This window comes from Campylobacter sp. MIT 12-8780 (assembly GCF_006864535.1).
Lineage (GTDB): Bacteria > Campylobacterota > Campylobacteria > Campylobacterales > Campylobacteraceae > Campylobacter_D.
The window spans coordinates 1-18850 of record NZ_QHLL01000010.1; the positions used below are offsets into that span (position 1 = coordinate 1).

Consider the following 18850-nt stretch of genomic DNA (forward strand, 5'->3'; position numbering starts at 1 on the left):
GACATTTTTAATCTCTTCACTTTGAGTGATAACATCACTTGTTTTTGTCGAGACATTTTGCATAGAAGAAGTGATTTGTTCTAAAGCTGCTGCTGTTTCTTCTAAAGAATGAGCTTGTGAGTTTGAACTTTGAGTGAGAGCATTTACAGCTTCTTGGAGTTTGCCACTTTCTTCACTTAAAGAGTTGGCAAAGTCAGATGAGGTTTTAAGCATTTTTACGATTTCATCGCCTAAGATATTAGTTGTGATTTCTACATTACCACTTGCATTAGGAATTTTATTTCTAAAGTCTAAATTTCTATATTCTTCAAAGACTTCACGAATGGTATTTAAATTTGAACCTACTCTGTGTTGTAAGACATCAAGTAAGCGATTTAATACATTTTTAAGTTCTATAAGCTGAGGATTTTTAGGGCTAGCTGTGATTCTTGCACTTAGATCACCTTCTTCTACTATATGCACGGTTTGGACTGATTGTTGGACGGCTTCTTGATCTTGAGTTAAACCAATCTGTGTTTTTTGGATACTTTCGTTAATCGCCAAAGCCATTAAACCAAGCTCATCATGTGCCTTTGGAGGAAGAGATTTTGGCATGGTGTTTGTTTTGTGATTGATATAATCAAAAAAACTAAGAAGCTGTTTGGAGATATTGTTTACCCTTGAAACTATTGCTTTTCTTACATAAAAAATCGTAAATACAACTCCTATAGATAAACACACAAGCACCATCAAAATAATCATTCGCCTCAAATCATAAACAGGTGCAAAAATAGACTCTTGCGGGGCAACAACAGCTGAAACCATATATCCTAATTTACCCAAATCAAGAATTTTTATCCCAGCAAAAGTTGTTGTGCCTTGTATATTTTTATAACTTATAAGAGCGTCTTGTTTGTTTTGTATAGCATTGAGCAGGGCAGCTGCGCTTGGATCGGTATTTAATGCGGTAAAGGATTTGCCAATCACATCTTTATTTGGGTGAGCAACGACATTTGCTTGAGAACTTAGTAAAGTGCGATAATCTTGATCAAAAACAGAAAATCGATCAGATAAAACACTTTTAGATAAAGCCTCTTCATCGATAAACATTCCTACTACACCTATAACTTTATGATTTTTATCAAACAAAGGATAATTCACGCCAAAACCAAACCTACTCTCAAAATTTCCTATACTTTGCCAGCTTGGCTCACCCATAGTTTCTTGTCCTGTTTGCAAAGCCTTTTGCACAGAATCAAAATGAGCGATCGCCTCATCAGCTTGCAAAATTTCAACTCCGCCTTTTTTATCGATATTTGTATCAGTCACAAGTATCATAAATTCATTATTTGGCAGTTTATATTTACTATCCATAACCTCGCCATTTAGCACACTTGTATCTTTAAGATAAACATACGCATAAGTTGCATACGAAGTCGCATCAATCGCAAAATAAATTTGATCTTTGATCTGCTCTTGTAAATTCCGATCTTCAAGCAACATCTCTTCTATACTATCTTGAGAAAGCTTTAAAACGGCGATAATCTCTTTCATATAGCTATCAATGATATTACTTACCCTTGCAGCAACATTAGCGATGAGTTTTTGAGACTCTTTTTCTTGAATTTTTGCTGAGCTGTTTGTTAAAAGTATGGTCATTACGATCATACAAAAGGCAAAAACTGCAACAATACAGGCACTTGCTTTTGTGCCTAAACTCATTTGGTTTAAGAACTTCATTATTTCTATCCTTATTTTAAGTAGTGTAAAAACTCTTCAACAAAGCTTTATAAGTTTTCATTCTATCTTAAAAAGGTGTCGCAGTGTAAAATACAAAAAAAAAAAAAAACGGAAAATTCAAATTTAATGTTACTTTTTTTTACATTGTAAGATATTTTTAACAAAAAATTATAAATTTTATACTTAAAAATATCTTAATTAATATGAAAATTATCGGCTATTAAAAGATCAACAAATCAAAAAAATATTTTACAATACAAGCTCAAATTAATATTTTAAGATAATATAGCAATTTTAAAAGAGCAAAACCAAAAAATTCCAAAAAAATTTGATATAATGTGTATTTTAAGAATAAAAATAAATTAAAGTCAAAAAATGAAAATAGCTCTAGAATGCAAAGATATTATCCTTGAAAATGCCTTAAGACTCTTTTTAAGAGAATATTTGGTGATGAAAAAGGATTGCGATTTTTTGGTGTGTGATGAAAAAAGCAATGAACTCAAGCCACAATTCATCATCGCCAAGTCCTCAAGCCAACTTAGCGTGCCTTTTAGCAAGGAACAGCTTTTAAATGCCTTACTTGAATTTCATACCGCACTTTGCGAGCTTGCTGAAAAAAAAGCTTTGGAGAAGAAAAAAGCTCTAGAAGAAAAGATAGAGCATATCGCAAGTGAGTTTAGAAAGAGTTATCAAAACGAGATTGACAGGGCTATTGACGCCTTAAAAACTAAGCTTCTTAGCGCCCTTGATGAATAAAAACGCGTCTAATAAAAAACTTTTTACCCTCATACAAAGTGGTAAATTTAAAGGCAAAAAGCTCATTTTACCAAGTTTAAAGACAACAAGAAGCACAAAAAGTATAGTCAAAGACTGCGTTTTCAATGTCTTGCAAAATCAACTCAACAATAGAATTTTCATAGAAGCTTTTGGTGGAAGCGCTGTAATGGCTGCGAGCGCTTTAAGCCATTATGCTTTAAAAGCTTATGCTATAGAAAAAGACGCTAAAGCTTATGAGATAGCTCTTTTAAACGCAAAGAGTATTGATGAAAATACGCTTTTTGTGCATAAAGCAGATAGCTTTGTATTTTTGCCACACTTGCTTGAAACGCTTCAAGATGAAGTTATCATTTATCTTGATCCGCCTTTTGATATACGAGCTGGTTTTGAGGATATTTATGAAAAAATTATCAATTTGATCTTAAATTTGCATAGTAAAAATATAGTTTATATCATCATCGAACACCACTGCAAAATATTATTTGATAAAAATTTAGGTGAATTCAAGCAAATCAAACATAAAAAATTTGGCAACACAAGTTTGAGTTTTTATGCTCATAAAAGTTTAGCTTCTCTTTGAGTGTCCTGAGAACAAAGTGTGATAATATCATCTTTTGAAAGTTCTTCAAGGCGAATTTTTTGTCCATCTTTTTGGATACTTACAAGATCTTTGCTCTTTTGGAAAAAAGCTTCGTGCTGCAAAAAAGCGTTGTTTAAACTCATAAGTTTGAGTTTAAAATGCTCGAGTTTGTTGCGTATAAGCGAGTTGAGTTGTTTTTGTAAAAACTCGATTTGTTTGATCTTGTCCTCGATGATGGTGTGCAAAGATTTGGCTTTAAAAAGCCTTTCAAGACTCAGCAAAGAAAAATCCGCATTATGAATTTTGTTTTTCAAACAAGTTTTAAGAGCAAACTCAAGCTCATCAAGCTTTTGCTCAAGTTCATTTTTACTCATAAAAATAAGATCAATCGCTGCACTTGGTGTTGGAGCCCTAAAATCAGCCACAAAATCACTAATCACATAATCAATCTCGTGTCCAATAGCCGATATAATAGGTGTTTTAGCGTGAAAAATCGCTCTTGCTAAACCCTCATCGTTAAAACAAAACAAGTCCTCCCTACTTCCACCACCCCTTGCAATAATGATGAGATCAAAACCATACTCATCAGCCCTTTGCAAAGCTCTTATGAGAGAATTTGGCGCAATACTTCCTTGAGTAAGGGCATTGAAAATATAAATTTGGGCTAAAAAATAGCCTTTTTGGTTGATAAGCTTAAGCATATCTTGCAAAGCAGCAGAGGTTAAGGAAGTGATAAGGGCGATTTTTGAGGGAAAATTTGGCAAGGGTTTTTTGTGGATTATTTCAAACAACCCTTCTTTTTCAAGCTTTTCTTTAAGAGCTAAAAACTGCGCTTCTAAATCACCAAAGCCTGAATTTTTCATATCCTTAGCGATAAACTGATACCGCCCACTTTCAGCATATAAGCTCACAAAGCCATTTAATTCTAAAAAATCCCCTACTTTTGGCTTAAAATCAAGCCTTGAATTAAAGCCTTTAAACATAGCGCAGGCTATACTTGATTTTTCATCTTTTAAGTCAAAATACCAATGCCCTGAACCATGAAAAGTGATCTTAGAGACTTCTCCACTAAGGCTAATATTCTCAAAATGCGCCTCAAGCAAGCTTTTTGCTTTAAGGTTAAGCTCGCTGACTTTCATTTTTCTTTTATGGCAACAAACATTGAACTTATACCAAAACTCAAACTTTCATAATACATCATCTTAAAACCAGCTTCTTCAAGCTCTTTAATCAGCTCTTCCTTGCTTAAAAACGCATCAATTGAATGGGGAAGGTATTCATAGGCTTGAGAATTTTTGCTGATGAATGAACCAATTTTTGGCAGTATGTATTTAAGATAAAAATCCCTTATCCAAGCGACAAGCCCACCTTTTTCTCTTTTTGTAAATTCTAAAATCAACAAAATCCCACCCTTATCAAGCACTCTAAAAAACTCTTTTAAAGCCTCTTTTCTTTGCACGACATTGCGAATTCCATAACTTATACTGATAATATTTGCGCTTTTATCTTTAAGGGGAAGTTCTTGGGCTTTTGCCTCGATAAATTCAAGTTTTGAAAAGCGTTTCTTAGCAATCTTAAGCATTGAAGTGCTTGGATCTATACCGATGAGAGAAGAGATGGATTTGTGTAACTCTTTAGCCTTTGCCTGCCAAATTTCAAGCATATCGCCTGTTCCGCACGCCACATCAACGATTTTAAGTTTTTTATGCTCATCAAAGCATTTAAGCACTCTTTCACAAGCCTTTTTTCGCCAGCTTATATCTACTCCAAAACTTAAAATTCTATTTGCTTTGTCATAACTTGGAGCAATTTGGTTAAACATTTCTACGATTTGTTCTTGTTTTTGCATACGCTTTCCTAAAATTTAGCGTTGGCGGCATTTAGAGCAACCATCAACCCTTGCACTTATGCTTAAATGATCGATTAAATTGCCTATCTTTTTTTCTATCTCTTCTTGATAAAGGGCTAAATTTGTGTCTTTGAAATTAAGATCATCTATATGACCACACCTTGAGCAAACAAGGTGAATGTGTGGCTCTTCGTATATATCATAATACGTTTTTTGATTAGGCACATTGACTTCAACAACCAAACCTTGTTCTTGTAAGGTATTGAGATTTTTATACACGGTGGCAAGTGAGATTGATGGGTATTCTTCGCGCACTTGCTTATAAAGTTCGTCTATATTTGGGTGTTCGTGGCGTTTAAGGATTTTAAGCACGCAAAGCCTTTGTGGAGTAGCTTTTAAATCGTGATTTTTTAAGAGTTGCACAAGTTCCATAAACGACCTTTTTTGTAATTTTATTTATTGTGTAATAATACAAAAAAAAGTTTAAAATAAGTTTATACTAAAGGATATTTTTTATTATTTAAGAATTTACAAACTTTGTTTATATATACTTAAATTTATTTCAAGGCTGTGCGTATCGTTTTATCTGCAAGGCTAAACTTTGTGTATCTAAGCCTAAACTTTGCTCAACCTCATTTGTTTGTCCGTGGGTGATAAATTCATCTTTGTATTCAAAGCTGATGATTTTAACTTTTAAATTATGAGTTTGCACGAAAGTTTCAAGCAAACTTGCCACACCACCAATCTTTGCACTATCACTAAAAACAAACCAAATTTGACTTTGCAAGGCAAGTTCTTTTAAAAGCACCTCATCTAAAGGCTTAGCAAAAATCAAATCAATCAAATTTGCATAGTCTTTCAAGCCCTCTTTTTCAAGGTATTTAAGCACTCCAAAAGCCCTACCAACACCTTGTCCGTAGCCTAAAAATGCGATTTTGCTTTCATTTTTTATGAGCCACTGAGCCTTTGCTTGCTTTATCTTAGAAGGCTTAAACTCATCATTGAGTAAAAAACTTCCCCTTGGATAGCGAAAAGCTATGCAACCTTGATGATGATAAGCATAACGCATAACTTCTTTCATCATCGCCTCATCTCTTGGTGCGATAAGGGTTAAATTTGGCACACAGGCTAAAAAGCTTATATCAAAAGCTCCTTGGTGCGTTTCGCCATCCTCACCGACAATGCCAGCTCTATCTATGGCAAAAACTACATTTAAATTCATAATCGCACAATCATGTATGATTTGATCATAAGCGCGTTGCAAAAAGGTGCTATAAATAGCGATAAATGGCTTAAAGCCTTCTCTTGCCATAGCTGCCATAGAAGTTACAGCGTGTTGTTCGGCAATCGCCACATCAAAAAATCGCTCTGGATAAGCTTCTATAAGCTTTTCAAGCCCTGTTCCACTTGGCATAGCTGCTGTAACACCTACTATATCATCAAATTCTTTGGCAAGTTCAAGCAAATTTAAAGCAAAAAGCTCTGTGGCTGACTTTGATGTGTTTGAGCTTTTCACAGCTTGTCCGGTTTGTATGTCAAAAGCACCTACACCGTGCCATTTAGCATTTTTACCTTCAGCCTTTTCATAACCTTTGCCTTTGATGGTTTGAGTATGCACTATACAAGGTTTTTGCATAGCTTTGGCTTTTTTTAGGGCAGGGATAAGTTCGTTTAAATTATGCCCATTAATCACACCTATATACTCAAGTCCTAACTCTTCAAACAAAATTCCCGGAGTTATAAGCTTAAAACTCTCCTCAAAACGTTTTGCCATATAAGTTGCACTTTGAGGCAGATAACTTAAAACGCCTTCAACGCGCCTTTTAAATTTTTGATACAACTCACTTGCCATAGCTCCTGAAAGATATCTTGAGATCGCTCCAATGGGCTTACTTATACTCATTTCATTATCATTTAAGATGATGACGCAAGGATATTTTCTCTCGCCAAGCTCATTTAAGGCTTCATACACCATACCAGCACTCATTGCTCCATCGCCGATTAAAGCTATGGGTGTGCGGTTTTGCTTTTTTAGCTTTATAGCTTTACAGGCTCCAACAAGCAAGGATATGCTTGTGCTTGAATGTCCAGCGACAAAATAATCCCCCTCTGTTTCTTTAGTATAACCACTTAAGCCCCCAAACTGCCTAAGCGTATGAAAAAAATCAGCCCTACCGGTAAGAAGCTTGTGTGCATAGCTTTGATGAGAAACATCAAAGATAAAAGGATCATTTTTATAATCAAAAACGCAGTGCATAGCAATGCTAAGCTCCACAACACCCAAATTTGAGCTTAAGTGTCCGCCGTTTTTGCTTACAACTTCTATAATCCTTGTTCTTAAATTTGCGGCAAGTTCATTTAAAGCCTGCAAATCAAGCTCTTGAAGCCTTTCATGCTCTATGCTTAAAGCTGTCATTGGCTAACCATTTTTTTGATTTTATTTAGACGAGAATTTAAATTTGACTCTATATTTCCTACATCGCTAAGCACGATAACACTACCCTTTGAGATAGCATCATCAAGACTAACTTTAAGATGAGTAAGTTCTTTAAGCTCGGATTTTACAAAATCATAATCACTTGGGCTTACTTTAAGTTCTATACTTGCAGCACCTTTAAGCTCTGAGATAAGCTCTTTTGAGAGATTTAAAGCAATTTGGGCTGAATTTTCCTCGAGCTCTTTGTTAATCACTTCTTTTGCGATTTCAATAGCAGTATTAGCAAGCTCTTGTTCGTTTTTAGCCACAAACACATCTAAATTCGCACATGCCTCATCAAGCTTAGCCACACTTTTAAGATATTTATCTTTAAGCTCATTTGTTTCTTTATCAAACTCAGCTTTTGCCTTGTTATACCCTTCTTGAGTAAATTTTTCTTTTGCTCCCTCAAGCTCGGCATTTAAGCGGTTGTTAAATTCACTTTCTTGACTTTCAATTTGCATTTGAAGCTTGATGATATTGCCAGACATTTCATCAGTTTTTTTCAGCAAATCCTCGACAAAGCTTGACTGAAAAGGAGCATTTGCCTCACTTTTGTTTTCTTCTTCTAATGGGGCTTGCAAAGTTGGCTCAGCTACTTGTGGGTTAGGTTTTTCTTCCAAAGGCATAGCTTCTTGGGTAGTGGCTGGAGGAACTGGTGCATTTAAAGCCTCTTGCATGCGGTTTTGTTCCTGAGTGCTTGCAAATTCACTCATTACCTTAAAATGATAGTTCTCAACGATATGTTCGTTTGCATTGCTTTGTGAAATTACATTGGTATTTTTTGCCATAGTTTAAGCCTATTCTATCATCTCATCAGCTTCGCCGGTTTGAACTAATCCTTGCTCTGCAAGTCTTTGCACAACCTCGACAACTTTTCTTTGCGATTCCTCAACATCTTTAACCCGAACAGCTCCTAAAAAGCCCATTTCTTCAAGGAAAGCTTCGCTCGCACGAGTAGACATATTGGCAAGAAACTTTTGCTTAAGCTCTTCACTTGCGCCCTTAAGTCCCACCATAAGATCCCTTTTATCAGCAACTTTAAGAATTTCACGGATTGCTTGTGTGCCAAGTTTAGCAATATCATCAAAGGTAAACATTAAGTCCTTAATCGTTTCAGCAAGTTTTTCATCACTTTGTTCGATATAAGTAATGGTTGATTTAGACGCTTTTTGTCCTAAGCGGTTAAGCACTTCAGCCACAGCTCTTGGACCACCCACTTCAACCTTGTAACTTGCAAGGCTTTCAAGCTTACTTTCAAGCACAGCAGAAACCCTTTTAATGATACTTGGAGAGATATCACCAAGATTTGCCATTCTAATAACAACCTCAGCCCTTAACTCATCGCTAAAATACTCCAAAGTTTCAGCCGCATGAGTTGAATCCATATGAGCTAGGATTAAGGCTATGGTTTGAGGGTGTTCTTTAGTGATAAAGTCTGCAAGCTGTTGAGGCTTAATTTGCGCTAAGTATGCAAAATTTTGATTATTTTCCATACTTTTGGTGAGTTTTTCTAAAATTTTATTTGCAATTTCTGGACCAAAAGTTTTATAAAGTATTTCTTTGGCGTATTCTAAGCCACCGCTTTTGATGTATTGATTTGATTGAAGTAGGGTATAAAACTCTTCTAAAACAGCTGTTGCGACGGTTTTATCCACCTGCTTTGCCATAGCTATGTAGCGAGAAACTTCGGTGATGATATTAATCTCCATATGAGAAAACACAACAGTTGTTACATCTTCTCCAAGTTGGATTAAAAAAATAGCGATCTTTTCTGGCATAGAAAGATCGTCATAGATCATCTTTTGTTCTTCGCTAAGCTTGATCATCACATATCCTTATGTTCGTTATATTCGCTATCATTTTCTACTAAAGTTTGAAGCAAAGTAGCCACTTCTTGACTTTTATCGCTCACTAAAGCTTTTAGTTTTTCAAGCAAGACATCATACTGCAACGCATCTTCATTGATACTATCACCAAAACCAAGCTGCTCTTCCACTCTTTTTCGTGCAGCATTAAATTTCTCCAACGCATCTTCAGCATCTTCGATAAATCCAGCATCTTTTTGCTCTTGCTCTTCAGCTGCAGCAACATCTGCAAGCATTTTTTGCGTAAATGGCACGATAACTTTTTTGTAAAAGATAAAAAGTAAAATCGCTGCAATGAAGTATTTAACAGGTGGGATAAATGGCTCAATAAAGCGACTATAAAAGGTTTTAACCTTACTTTCAACCTTAACATCACCTTTTGCAAATTCCAAGTTACTCACAGCGACTGAATCGCCTCTTGCAACATCATAATTTATCGTTCTTTGGACTAAATTTTGTATATTTTGAAGCTGGGTATCACTTAGTGGGATATACTCAGTTACCACTTCGCCATTTTCATTTATGCTTTCTTGGTATTTTCCATCAATCATTACCGCGGCTGAAGTGCGAAGTATAGTAGCAAATGATTTTTTTGTATTAGTAATGGTTTTTGAAATTTCATTATTTGTTGTGGTTTGATTTTTGGTGCTATACTCACCACTTGTATTGTCTTGCAAGCCTTCAACTGGCGAGATATTTGACACAGCTCCTGGAACGCCTTGTATGGTTGGATCTTTAAAGCCTCTTCGCTCTTCATTTAAAGTTTGTTCGCTTCTTACAACAGTGTTTGGATCATACACTTCGCTTTGAGATTCCATTTGTGAAAAGTCAAAGTCTATGTTGACATTTGCCACAACCTTATCTGTGCCGCCTACAAAAGGTGCGAGGGTATTGATAATCTTTTGCTCTAATTCTTGTTCTCTGTCTCTTTTGTATTTGATTTGAGTAGCGATTAAATCACTTTCATATGCTTGATCTTCTTCAAGAGGCACGCCCTTTTGATCGGTGATTCTTACATTTTCTTTACCAAGTTTTGGCACAGCTGAAGCGACTATATTTTTAATACCATCAATTTGCTTAGGCGTAAGCTTCAATCCTTCTTTGATATTAAGCACAACTGAAGCTGTGGGTGGGGTTTGCCTTTCGGTAAAAACACTATCTTTAGGGATAGCTATAAGCACACTCGCCCTTTGTATAGGCTCTAAGCTTTCTATGGTGCGTGCAAGTTCAGTTTGTATGGCTCTAAGATACTTAATCCTTTGATCCTCGCTTGTAGCTCCAAACTGCTGTTGATCATAGCCTTCCCAGCCCATTTTAGAGTCTTTGATAAGTCCTTCGCTTGCTACCATCATCTTTTGTCTATAGACTTGATCTTGTGGCACTAAAATGGTATTTTCATTTTGTAAGATATAAGGCACTCCAGCTTGATCAAGTCTCGTAACGATAGCGGCTGCATTGCTCGCATCGGTATTTTCTACCAAAACAGCATAGTTTGATTTTGCACTTGAACCTGTGCCTTTATAAAGTGCTAAAAATACCAAAAACCCTATCACTACAACGATAGAAGCAGCTATTACTATACGTTGTCTTTTGCTTAGATTTTGATACAGCTGCCCGATTTGGTGCAGCATATTTTTAAATTCTTCCATACACCCTCAATCTTTTTATATCATTTTATATGATTTTCTCAAATTCAGTAAAAAATCGTTCATTCTCATAAGGCTTGCCTATGGTGATTCTCACTGCATTTAAACCATATGATTTTAAATTTCGTATTATTATACCCTTTTTAAGCAATTTTTCAGACAAATCACTGCTATTTTTTTCATCAAAGAAATAAGTAATAAAATTTGTATAACTTGGTATAAAAGAAATTGCGTGTTTTAAAGCAAATTCTTCATACAACTTCATCTCGTTAAAATTATTTTCTAAAGTTCTTGAAATGAAATCTTCATCGTCTAAAGCAGCCACTGCAGCTTTTAAACTTAAATTTGTTACATTAAAAGGCGCACGAAGCTTATAAAAAGCTTTAATAATCTCTTCATTTGCCACACCATAGCCTATGCGAAGCCCACCCAAAGCATAGAGCTTTGAAAAAGTGCCAAGATATAAGGCGTTTTTATATTTTTTAAGTAATTTTTGTGGCTCTAAATGCTTTTTTTCGTCCTTAAAGCTTGCAAATTCATTATACGCAGCGTCAATTGCCACCAAACAATCTTCATCAACAAAACTTAAAAAATCCTCAACCTCACTTGCATTTAAACACTCGCCCAAAGGATTGTTTGGCACGCACAAAAATACAAGCTTAATCTCATCTTTGTGCTTGCTATAAAGGGCTTTAAGCTCACTTAAATCATGTGTAATAGAAGCTGTTTTATAGCATCTTGCTCCTGTTTGCTTAGCATAAATTTCATACATCGCAAAACTTACTCCGCACTGCAAAAAAGCATTTTGGGTATTAAGCTTTGAATGCACAGCGTATTCGATGATCTGATCGCTTCCTGCCCCGATAATAAGCTCTTTTTCACTTACTTTAAATTTATTTGCAAGCTTCATTTTAAGCTCACTCATACTATCATCTGGATACAAATACGCCTTATGAGCGTTTTCTTGTAAGGCTTTTAAGGCTAATGGGGAAGTGCCAAGTGGATTTTCATTGCTTGCAAGCTTGATCACTTCACTCACGCCGTATTCTCTGGCTATAACTTCTATATCCTTACCCGGCTCATAATTGCTTAGATTATTTAAAAAATCATTAAATTTCATCTTTTCTCCTTTTAAATTTTTACTCAGCTTTAAGATATGATCCAAGCCAAACAAGCTCTTTAAGCGATCCTATAGCTTTTTGCACTATTGCATCATCAATATGCCCTTCAAAGTCTATGTAAAAACTATGTAAAAAGTCTTTACTTTTTACAGGACGTGATTCTAGGCGGTAGATATTGATATTTTCTTTTTTAAATGAGCTTAAAAGATCAAACAAGGCTCCGGGTTTGTGAGCTGTATGTGCTAGTATAGAGGTTTTGCAATTTGGCATTTGTGGGAATTTGTTTTCATTTAAGATTAAAAATCTTGTGCGATTTGCAGCATTATCTTCTATTTTTTCAAAAAGCACAGGCACTTTATAAAGTTTGGCTGCGATTTTTGAGCAAATGGCGGCTGAATACTCATCTTTTGAGGCTAAAAAAGCCGCGTTTGCTGTAGATTTACTCGCAATAAACTCGATTTCATTGAGGTTGTGACTTTGTATGAAATTATGACATTGATTATATCCTTGTGGGTGAGAATAAATGCGTTTGATTTGCTTTAAATCATCATTTAAACTCACAAAAGAATGGTGTATATCCATATAAAGCTCACCAAAGATTTTTATCTCCTTAAATTTAGCCAAACAATCCATCGTAATGCCAACCGCACCTTCTGTGTTGTTTTCTATAGGCACGACTGCGTAATTTGCTTCTTTATTAGCGAGCTCTTTAAACACATCTTCAATCGTAGCTAAAGCCCTATAAGCACTCACAGCCCCAAAACGAGCCTGAGCAGCTTGATGTGTGTAAGAGCCTTCTGGTCCAAGATAAGCTACAATTTGAGGCTTTTCAAGATTTCTTGAAACGGCAAAAATTTCTTGATAAATAGCTTCGATTGCCTTTTCATCAAGCAAATTTTGCTGATTTAAGCTTTTTAAACGCTTGATAATAGCAAGTTCTCGCTCTGGACGATAAATTTGTCCTTTGTTTTTATATTTAAGTTCGCCAACACTTTTTACATAAGACATTCGCTTGCCAAGTAGCTTTAAAATCTCATTATCAACCTCATCAATCTTTGCCCTTAAATCCTCTAAATTCATCATTTTTCCTTTAAATTTTGCAAAAACTCAGCCACACTAGGATAGACAAAGTCAAGCTTGCTTTCATCAAGGTTTTTTGTGCTTGAAATTTTACCACTTAAAACCAAAGCTGTTTGCATGCCTTGTGCCTTAGCCTGCACCAAATCGCCCCTAAAATCATCACTAATGATAAGCGTATTTTCAAAACTTGCCCTTTTATCTTGACTTTTTAAAAGCTCTAAAGCCCTTTTATAAAAGGCAAAACTTGGCTTTCCAACCACCTCATAGCTTGCATTGCTCGCGTATTCAAGCATTTTCATAATGGCTCCAACACCTGGATAAAGCCTCTCATTTTTCTTATAAATACTTGTTTCATGCAAAGCAATCACCCTTACTCCAGATTTTGCAAGCTCTATCATAGCAGCAAAATCATTCATCAAAAAGCCATCAAAACTCGCCACAAGCACAGCCTTTGCTTCTTTATAATCCAAACTAAAACCAAGCTTTTCAAGGCTTTGTTTAAACTCGGCTGAGCCAAAAGCAGCGATTTTGCAAGGCTCAAGCAAGCTTAAAAGCACAACAAAGGGATCAATATAAGCATTATCCTTTATATCAAGTCCCTTTGCTCTTAAATGCTCTAAAAAATCAAGCTTTTTGGTATTATTTGTAACGATAACATAGGCTAAGTTTTTTTCATTTAAAAAGCTGATTAATTCCTTAGCCCCAGTGATCAAGCTTTTATCTATATCACTTAAAAGCGTGCCTTGCACATCGATGAAAAACATATTTACCCCTCTTTCAAACACTCAAGCTCATCTTGCACTAAAGTTTCAAAGCTTTGTCTTTTGCGGATAAGTTTGATTTGTGTTTTGTCATTTTCATCTTTAAATTTAGCAAGCTCGCATACTTTTGGGCGGGTATTATAATTGCTACTCATAGAAAAACCATATGCCCCAGCATTTTTAATCACGAGTATATCCCCATTTTTGCTTTGCTCTAAAAGCCTATCTTTAGCAAAAAAATCCCCACTTTCACAAATTCCACCCACCACATCACAAGGACTTTTTTCGCCCTCATTATAAGGTAAAACTATCTCATGATAGGCATTATAAAGGCTTGGGCGTAAAAGATCATTCATCGCCGCATCTGTTATAATAAAGCGTTTTGAAGGTGTGATCTTTTCATACAGCACGCTACTTACTAGCTCACCAGCTCGTGCAACCAAAAAGCGTCCCGGCTCAAGTGCTATGGTAAGATCAAGCCCACTTAAAGAGCCAAGCACACCTTGAGCATAAGCATATAAATCTGGCTCGCTTTCGCCTTCATAAGAAACACCTAAACCACCGCCTATATCAAAAAATTTAAGCTCTATATTTAAGGCTTTTAACTCACGCACAAGTTTGGCTACAAGGGCGCTTGCCTCGTGTATTGGGCTTATATCAAGAAGTTGCGAGCCTATGTGAAAATGAATACCAACTGGCTCTAAAAATTCACTTTTATGAGCGTAAAGATACATTTTTCTTGCAAGATCAAAGGCAACGCCGAATTTATTAACATTTAGCCCTGTAGAGATGTAAGGGTGGGTTTTTGCATCGACATTTGGATTTACTCTTATGCTGATACGAGCTTTAATACCTAGCTTTTTTGCCACATTTTCAAGCACATACATTTCAGCTTCACTTTCAAGGTTGATATACAAAATATCATATTCAAGAGCCTGTTTTAGCTCAAGCTCGCTTTTTCCCACTCCACTAAAAATGATCTTATACGGCTTAGTGCCAACTTGTAAAGCCCTTTTTACCTCGCCTATACTTACGCAGTCAAATCCGCTATCAAGCTCCTTAAGCAAAGACAAAAGGCTTAAATTTGAGTTAGCTTTCATGGCATAAAAAATTTGAGATTTTCTTGCTTTAAAAGCTGTTTTTAAACGCAAAAAACGTTCTTTAATCATATCAAAGTCATAGATATAAAAAGGAGTGCCAAACTCCTTTGCCAAAGCCTTATAATCAAATTTTAAATCCGCACTCATCAAAACGCCTTTTATCATTTAAAAATGCAAATTATAGCAAAATTTTGCTTAAAAGGCGTATATTGCTTTACTTTTTAGCATAAGAATGAATAAAAAATCGTTTTTTATTCATTTTGCAAACATAATGTTAGCAAAGCGTGTTACAATACTTTAATTTCAAATTGAAAAGGAGCAGCAATGAAAAAGATTGTTTTAGCGTGTCTTTTAACCCTGCCACTTTTGGCAAATGACAAGCTTATCGAACTTTATGAAAGCAAAACTTGTGGGTGTTGTGATTTGTGGGCAAAATATATGCAAGAAAAGGGCTATACACTCAAGGTGCATAAAAGTGATGATTTTATGCAAGTAAAATACAAAATGAATATCAAACCAGAATTTCAAAGTTGTCATACAGGTATCATCGCAGGCTATGCTATAGAAGGGCATATGTCAGAATCAGCCGTATCGTGGCTTTTAAAAGAAAAGCCAAAAAATGTGATAGGCTTGGCTGTGCCGGGTATGCCTCAAGGAAGTGCTGGTATGGAGCAAGGCTTTGAAGATGAAGAATATCCAGTGATTGTTATGATGAAAGATGGTAGCTCTAAGCTTTATGGGATTTACAAAGGGCAAAAGCTCATTCAAAAAGGCGAAATTTAAAAGGAGAAAATATGCAAACCTTACTACAAAAAGATGAAAGCCTACTTTTAGGACTTGACATACAAGAAAGACTTATCCCAGCAATGTTTTACAAAGAAAAAGTGCTGAAAAACGCTCAAATTTTACTTACTGGGGCAAGAAAACTTGGCATAAAAACGCTCATAAGCGAGCAGTATCCAAAGGGTTTGGGTAAGACTGATGAGGCTTTGAAATTTAAAACTATAGCTGATTTTAACGCCTTAGATCATAATGATGAAAGCCCTCAAGTAAGGCTTTTTGAAAAAATTTCTTTTAGTGTAATGAACGATGAAGCGATCGTAAAATGCATAAAAAGCACAAATTGCAAAAGCTTAGTCTTTTTTGGCATAGAAACACATATTTGTGTTTTGCAAAGTGTGATTATGGCTTTGAAAATGGGCTTTGAAGTATGGCTTATCGAAGATGCTCTAAGCTCAAGAAGCAAAGAAAATCACAAAAATGCTTTGCGTTTTATGCAAACTTGTGGAGCAAAAATCATCAATACTGAAAGCTTTTTATTTGGCTTGATGAGTGATGCAAAAAACGAACACTTTAAAGCCATTAGCACTTTGATCAAATAGCCTTTTACAAGGCTTAAAACACAAATTTGAGCTTGAGAATTTAACTTGAGCTCAAACTTATTCATAGTGTTTTAAATTTAATTTTTCATATTAATGGCTCTTTGTATCATCTCATCACTTGTTGTGATACTTTTTGAGCTTGCATCAAAAGCTTTTTGCATAACGATGAGATTGGTTAGCTCCATGCTTAAATCCGCATTTGATTGCTCTAGTTTGCCCCCAACAAAGCTTGCTGTGTAATTAAAATTGCCATTTTGATCATAGATAAAAGTCGGCGCTCCGCTATTTGAAGTTTGCATAAAATTATTGCTACCAGCTGAAGCTAAGCCTTGTTCGTTGATAAAATTATACAAAGCAAGTTTGCCTACAACGGCAGTGCGTCCGTTGGTAAATTGTGCGACTAAAGAGCCATCTTTGCTGATATCATATTGCGAGAAAAAGCCCTCAGCAAAGCCATTTGATCTTACGACAAGCTCATCATTTGAGTTAGAATTTTTGTTGATATAAACTCCATCATAGCCAGAGCCTACATTTGCATTTAAAGGTGTGCCAAGATTGACACTGATGGTGCCACCATTTGGATTTGGCACACTAGTAAGCGAGTTAGCAATTAAAGCTCCGTTTTGATTAAAGACTAAATTTCCATTACTCAAACCCCCGACTAATTCTCCATCGCTATTATACACCCCAGCACTTATGCTGTATTCGATATTTTCGCCAACTTGAGGTAATACACGAGAAAGTGTGTAGCGCAAGGTGCTTCTTGAGCCATCGCTATTATACACATCAGCTTCTAAAGTCTTATTATCTGCACTTTCTTGCTCGGTAGCTAAAACTGCAGAGTCTATATACAAGCTATCCCTATCAAGTCCGGCTAAATCCACAGCATTAGTTTGATAGTTTAAATTTTCATCTAAAATCGCTTCAATGCTTGATGTCACGCCATTTGCGTCTTTGAAATTTAAAATCACTCTTTCGCCAGCCTTAGCACTAAAAATATCAGCTCTATTAACAGAGCCACTTGCAACGATCTTGCCTTCATCATTTGTAGCGATATTGATGTTATTTGTATTTAATGGCACTTTTACATTTTGAGTTTTAGTTTCAGCATTTAAACTCCCTTTAAAACTTACGCTTGTGGTAACTTCTGGAGGAAGATATAAATTTTTAGGCACTGAAAGTATGCTTTGTGTCGTTGTTGCACCTATGCTAAAATCTTGATTTGGATTGTTTATAGTCCAGCCTGAAGTAACTGCGCCTGAGCCTAAATTTGTTCCCATAAGAGAAGAAACTCTGTCGCTAAAGCTCATTTGGGAAAAATTTGGATTCATCGTGCCTAAAACATAGTTTCCAAAGCTATCGACTAAATTTCCATTTCCATCTCTTGAAAAAGAACCATTCCTTGTATAATAAGCTTGATTATTTGCCCCCAAAACGCCAAAAAAACCCTTGCCGTTTAAAGCCACATCAAACTCACCATCACTTGTCATAAATGAGCCTTGTTCAAAAACAACCTTACTTGCCGAACCTGTGCCGCCAAAGCCTGATTGGGCAGGGTTGGTTGATTGAGAGCTTGCTCTTTGATAAAAAATATCTTCAAATTCAGCAGAGGAGTATTTAAAGCCCGGAGTATTAATATTTGCTATATTATTTGCACTTATATCTATACCAAAATTTTGAGTTTTGATACCATTTACTCCATTATAAAATCCGCTAAACATAACTCCCCCTTTGCCTTTTTAATTTTTAGCTAATCTCAGCTATTTGATCAAATTTCACATACTGCCCAGCGATTTGAGCGTAAGGCACGCCATCTTTAAATTGAATACTTTCTATAGGATATGCTCCATACGCACTAGTAGAAGTGCCTCCATCAACATCGGTATAGCTTACCTTCATCGTGTAATTGCCAGCTCCAACATAATTACCATTGTCATTTCTGCCGTCCCAATCAATAGTGTTTGTGCCGACTTTAAGATCATCTTTTGCCACTTTAATGCTTCGCACCACATCACCATTTGCATTAAGCACTTGAAAAGTTGCTCCGTCTTTTGTCTCTTTAGGAAGATACATTTTGGCTGAAATTTTTTCAGTCGCGCTTGTGAGTTTAAAGGTGCTTTCTGTAATCACAGCTGTTCTTCCTATGGCATTAAGCACGGATAAATTTCCACTTGAAAGCATAACATCTGAAAGCTGAGTCATAGTTTCAACCATTTTTTCCATAGTGGTATTTGTATTTTGTTGCATTTCAAGAGCAGCAAGTTGTGAAGTTTGCGTAAGCATTTTATCACTATCCATAGGATCGGTTGGATCTTGGTGTTGCATTTCTATCAACAAAAGTTTTAAAAATGCGTCTTTATCCAGCATCGCATTTGAGGCTGCTGAACTTGCACTTGAATTATTTGTTGAGCTTGTGTCTGTCGTCGCTGTCGTTGTCGGCGTGGTAACTGAATTGGTTGTTGTTGCTAAAGCCATCTTACTCTCCTTGTGA

The 18850-nt window shown here is 35.9% G+C and carries 18 protein-coding genes; 4 read left to right on the forward strand and 14 right to left on the reverse strand.

Annotated features, from left to right (window positions below):
* Positions 1–1719: PDC sensor domain-containing protein (locus tag DMB95_RS07810; RefSeq protein WP_142931604.1), on the reverse strand; the 1719-nt coding region annotated here is incomplete at its 3' end.
* A gap of 375 nt (positions 1720–2094) precedes the next feature.
* On the opposite strand from DMB95_RS07810, the gene DMB95_RS07815 reads away from it, so the two are divergent.
* Positions 2095–2475 carry an ornithine carbamoyltransferase gene (locus DMB95_RS07815; protein ID WP_137633480.1) on the forward strand — a complete coding sequence of 127 codons (381 nt, stop codon included), beginning with the start codon at positions 2095–2097 and terminating at the stop codon, positions 2473–2475.
* Positions 2468–3076 carry an RsmD family RNA methyltransferase gene (locus DMB95_RS07820; RefSeq protein ID WP_142931605.1) on the forward strand — a complete coding sequence of 203 codons (609 nt, stop codon included), beginning with the start codon at positions 2468–2470 and terminating at the stop codon, positions 3074–3076. The genes DMB95_RS07815 and DMB95_RS07820 overlap by 8 nt, the downstream gene beginning before the upstream one ends.
* Here DMB95_RS07820 and xseA read toward each other — a convergent pair.
* The 11 genes from xseA to lysA all read right to left on the reverse strand — a co-directional run bounded on the left by xseA (position 3052) and on the right by lysA (position 15124).
* Positions 3052–4215: an exodeoxyribonuclease VII large subunit gene (gene xseA / locus DMB95_RS07825; RefSeq protein ID WP_142931606.1), complete on the reverse strand. Its 1164-nt coding sequence runs from the start codon at positions 4213–4215 to the stop codon at positions 3052–3054. The two genes, DMB95_RS07820 and xseA, sit on opposite strands and share 25 nt — an antisense overlap.
* Positions 4212–4925 (reverse strand): bifunctional demethylmenaquinone methyltransferase/2-methoxy-6-polyprenyl-1,4-benzoquinol methylase UbiE, encoded by a 714-nt coding sequence (gene ubiE / locus DMB95_RS07830; RefSeq protein WP_142931607.1) that lies wholly within the window; start codon positions 4923–4925, stop codon positions 4212–4214. The genes xseA and ubiE overlap by 4 nt, the downstream gene beginning before the upstream one ends.
* A 15-nt stretch (positions 4926–4940) precedes the next feature.
* Positions 4941–5357, reverse strand: a complete 417-nt coding sequence (gene perR / locus DMB95_RS07835) for a peroxide-responsive transcriptional repressor PerR (RefSeq protein WP_137633476.1) — start codon at positions 5355–5357, stop codon at positions 4941–4943.
* Positions 5358–5487: 130 nt separating this feature from the next.
* Complete coding sequence (dxs, locus tag DMB95_RS07840) at positions 5488–7341, reverse strand: 1-deoxy-D-xylulose-5-phosphate synthase (RefSeq protein WP_142931608.1); 1854 nt, start codon at positions 7339–7341, stop codon at positions 5488–5490.
* Positions 7338–8192, reverse strand: a complete 855-nt coding sequence (fliH, locus tag DMB95_RS07845) for a flagellar assembly protein FliH (RefSeq protein WP_142931609.1) — start codon at positions 8190–8192, stop codon at positions 7338–7340. The genes dxs and fliH overlap by 4 nt, the downstream gene beginning before the upstream one ends.
* A gap of 9 nt (positions 8193–8201) precedes the next feature.
* Positions 8202–9230, reverse strand: a complete 1029-nt coding sequence (fliG, locus tag DMB95_RS07850) for a flagellar motor switch protein FliG (RefSeq protein ID WP_034904855.1) — start codon at positions 9228–9230, stop codon at positions 8202–8204.
* On the reverse strand, positions 9230–10918 hold the full coding sequence (gene fliF / locus DMB95_RS07855) for a flagellar basal-body MS-ring/collar protein FliF (RefSeq protein ID WP_142931610.1): 1689 nt from the start codon (positions 10916–10918) through the stop codon (positions 9230–9232). The genes fliG and fliF overlap by 1 nt, the downstream gene beginning before the upstream one ends.
* Positions 10919–10943: 25 nt before the next feature.
* Complete coding sequence (hisC, locus tag DMB95_RS07860) at positions 10944–12035, reverse strand: histidinol-phosphate transaminase (RefSeq protein WP_142931611.1); 1092 nt, start codon at positions 12033–12035, stop codon at positions 10944–10946.
* Positions 12036–12054: 19 nt separating this feature from the next.
* Entirely contained in the window at positions 12055–13119 is a 1065-nt protein-coding gene (gene pheA / locus DMB95_RS07865) for a prephenate dehydratase (RefSeq protein ID WP_137633471.1), read from the reverse strand.
* Positions 13116–13880, reverse strand: coding sequence for an HAD-IIA family hydrolase (locus DMB95_RS07870; RefSeq protein WP_142931660.1), 765 nt, complete (start codon positions 13878–13880; stop codon positions 13116–13118). Before DMB95_RS07870 ends, pheA begins: the two co-directional genes overlap by 4 nt.
* Before the next feature lie 2 nt (positions 13881–13882).
* Complete coding sequence (gene lysA, locus DMB95_RS07875; protein ID WP_142931612.1) at positions 13883–15124, reverse strand: diaminopimelate decarboxylase; 1242 nt, start codon at positions 15122–15124, stop codon at positions 13883–13885.
* 177 nt (positions 15125–15301) lie between these two features.
* On the opposite strand from lysA, the gene DMB95_RS07880 reads away from it, so the two are divergent.
* Positions 15302–15760 carry a DUF411 domain-containing protein gene (locus DMB95_RS07880; RefSeq protein ID WP_142931613.1) on the forward strand — a complete coding sequence of 153 codons (459 nt, stop codon included), beginning with the start codon at positions 15302–15304 and terminating at the stop codon, positions 15758–15760.
* Between the two features lie 11 nt (positions 15761–15771).
* The gene (locus tag DMB95_RS07885) at positions 15772–16359 is read left to right on the forward strand and encodes an isochorismatase family protein (RefSeq protein WP_142931614.1); all 588 of its coding nucleotides are present in this window, start codon (positions 15772–15774) and stop codon (positions 16357–16359) included.
* A 77-nt stretch (positions 16360–16436) separates the two neighbouring features.
* On the opposite strand, the gene DMB95_RS07890 is transcribed toward DMB95_RS07885, so the two are convergent.
* Together DMB95_RS07890 and DMB95_RS07895 are read right to left on the reverse strand one after the other, a co-directional pair.
* Positions 16437–18080, reverse strand: coding sequence for a flagellar hook-basal body complex protein (locus tag DMB95_RS07890; RefSeq protein ID WP_142931615.1), 1644 nt, complete (start codon positions 18078–18080; stop codon positions 16437–16439).
* A gap of 25 nt (positions 18081–18105) precedes the next feature.
* On the reverse strand, positions 18106–18834 hold the full coding sequence (locus tag DMB95_RS07895) for a flagellar basal body rod modification protein (RefSeq protein WP_142931616.1): 729 nt from the start codon (positions 18832–18834) through the stop codon (positions 18106–18108).
* Positions 18835–18850: the final 16 nt, after the last annotated feature.

What these genes read in the sequence shown, in the direction of transcription:
- hisC (WP_142931611.1), bottom strand. Translation starts at nt 12,035, where the DNA reads ATGAAATTTAATGATTTTTTAAATAATCTAAGCAATTATGAGCCGGGT.
- ubiE (WP_142931607.1), bottom strand. Translation starts at nt 4,925, where the DNA reads ATGCAAAAACAAGAACAAATCGTAGAAATGTTTAACCAAATTGCTCCA.
- fliF (WP_142931610.1), bottom strand. Translation starts at nt 10,918, where the DNA reads ATGGAAGAATTTAAAAATATGCTGCACCAAATCGGGCAGCTGTATCAA.
- pheA (WP_137633471.1), bottom strand. Translation starts at nt 13,119, where the DNA reads ATGATGAATTTAGAGGATTTAAGGGCAAAGATTGATGAGGTTGATAAT.
- DMB95_RS07895 (WP_142931616.1), bottom strand. Translation starts at nt 18,834, where the DNA reads ATGGCTTTAGCAACAACAACCAATTCAGTTACCACGCCGACAACGACA.
- fliH (WP_142931609.1), bottom strand. Translation starts at nt 8,192, where the DNA reads ATGGCAAAAAATACCAATGTAATTTCACAAAGCAATGCAAACGAACAT.
- DMB95_RS07815 (WP_137633480.1), top strand. Translation starts at nt 2,095, where the DNA reads ATGAAAATAGCTCTAGAATGCAAAGATATTATCCTTGAAAATGCCTTA.
- xseA (WP_142931606.1), bottom strand. Translation starts at nt 4,215, where the DNA reads ATGAAAGTCAGCGAGCTTAACCTTAAAGCAAAAAGCTTGCTTGAGGCG.
- DMB95_RS07880 (WP_142931613.1), top strand. Translation starts at nt 15,302, where the DNA reads ATGAAAAAGATTGTTTTAGCGTGTCTTTTAACCCTGCCACTTTTGGCA.
- dxs (WP_142931608.1), bottom strand. Translation starts at nt 7,341, where the DNA reads ATGACAGCTTTAAGCATAGAGCATGAAAGGCTTCAAGAGCTTGATTTG.
- DMB95_RS07870 (WP_142931660.1), bottom strand. Translation starts at nt 13,880, where the DNA reads ATGTTTTTCATCGATGTGCAAGGCACGCTTTTAAGTGATATAGATAAA.
- DMB95_RS07820 (WP_142931605.1), top strand. Translation starts at nt 2,468, where the DNA reads ATGAATAAAAACGCGTCTAATAAAAAACTTTTTACCCTCATACAAAGT.
- fliG (WP_034904855.1), bottom strand. Translation starts at nt 9,230, where the DNA reads ATGATCAAGCTTAGCGAAGAACAAAAGATGATCTATGACGATCTTTCT.
- DMB95_RS07885 (WP_142931614.1), top strand. Translation starts at nt 15,772, where the DNA reads ATGCAAACCTTACTACAAAAAGATGAAAGCCTACTTTTAGGACTTGAC.
- DMB95_RS07890 (WP_142931615.1), bottom strand. Translation starts at nt 18,080, where the DNA reads ATGTTTAGCGGATTTTATAATGGAGTAAATGGTATCAAAACTCAAAAT.
- lysA (WP_142931612.1), bottom strand. Translation starts at nt 15,124, where the DNA reads ATGAGTGCGGATTTAAAATTTGATTATAAGGCTTTGGCAAAGGAGTTT.
- perR (WP_137633476.1), bottom strand. Translation starts at nt 5,357, where the DNA reads ATGGAACTTGTGCAACTCTTAAAAAATCACGATTTAAAAGCTACTCCA.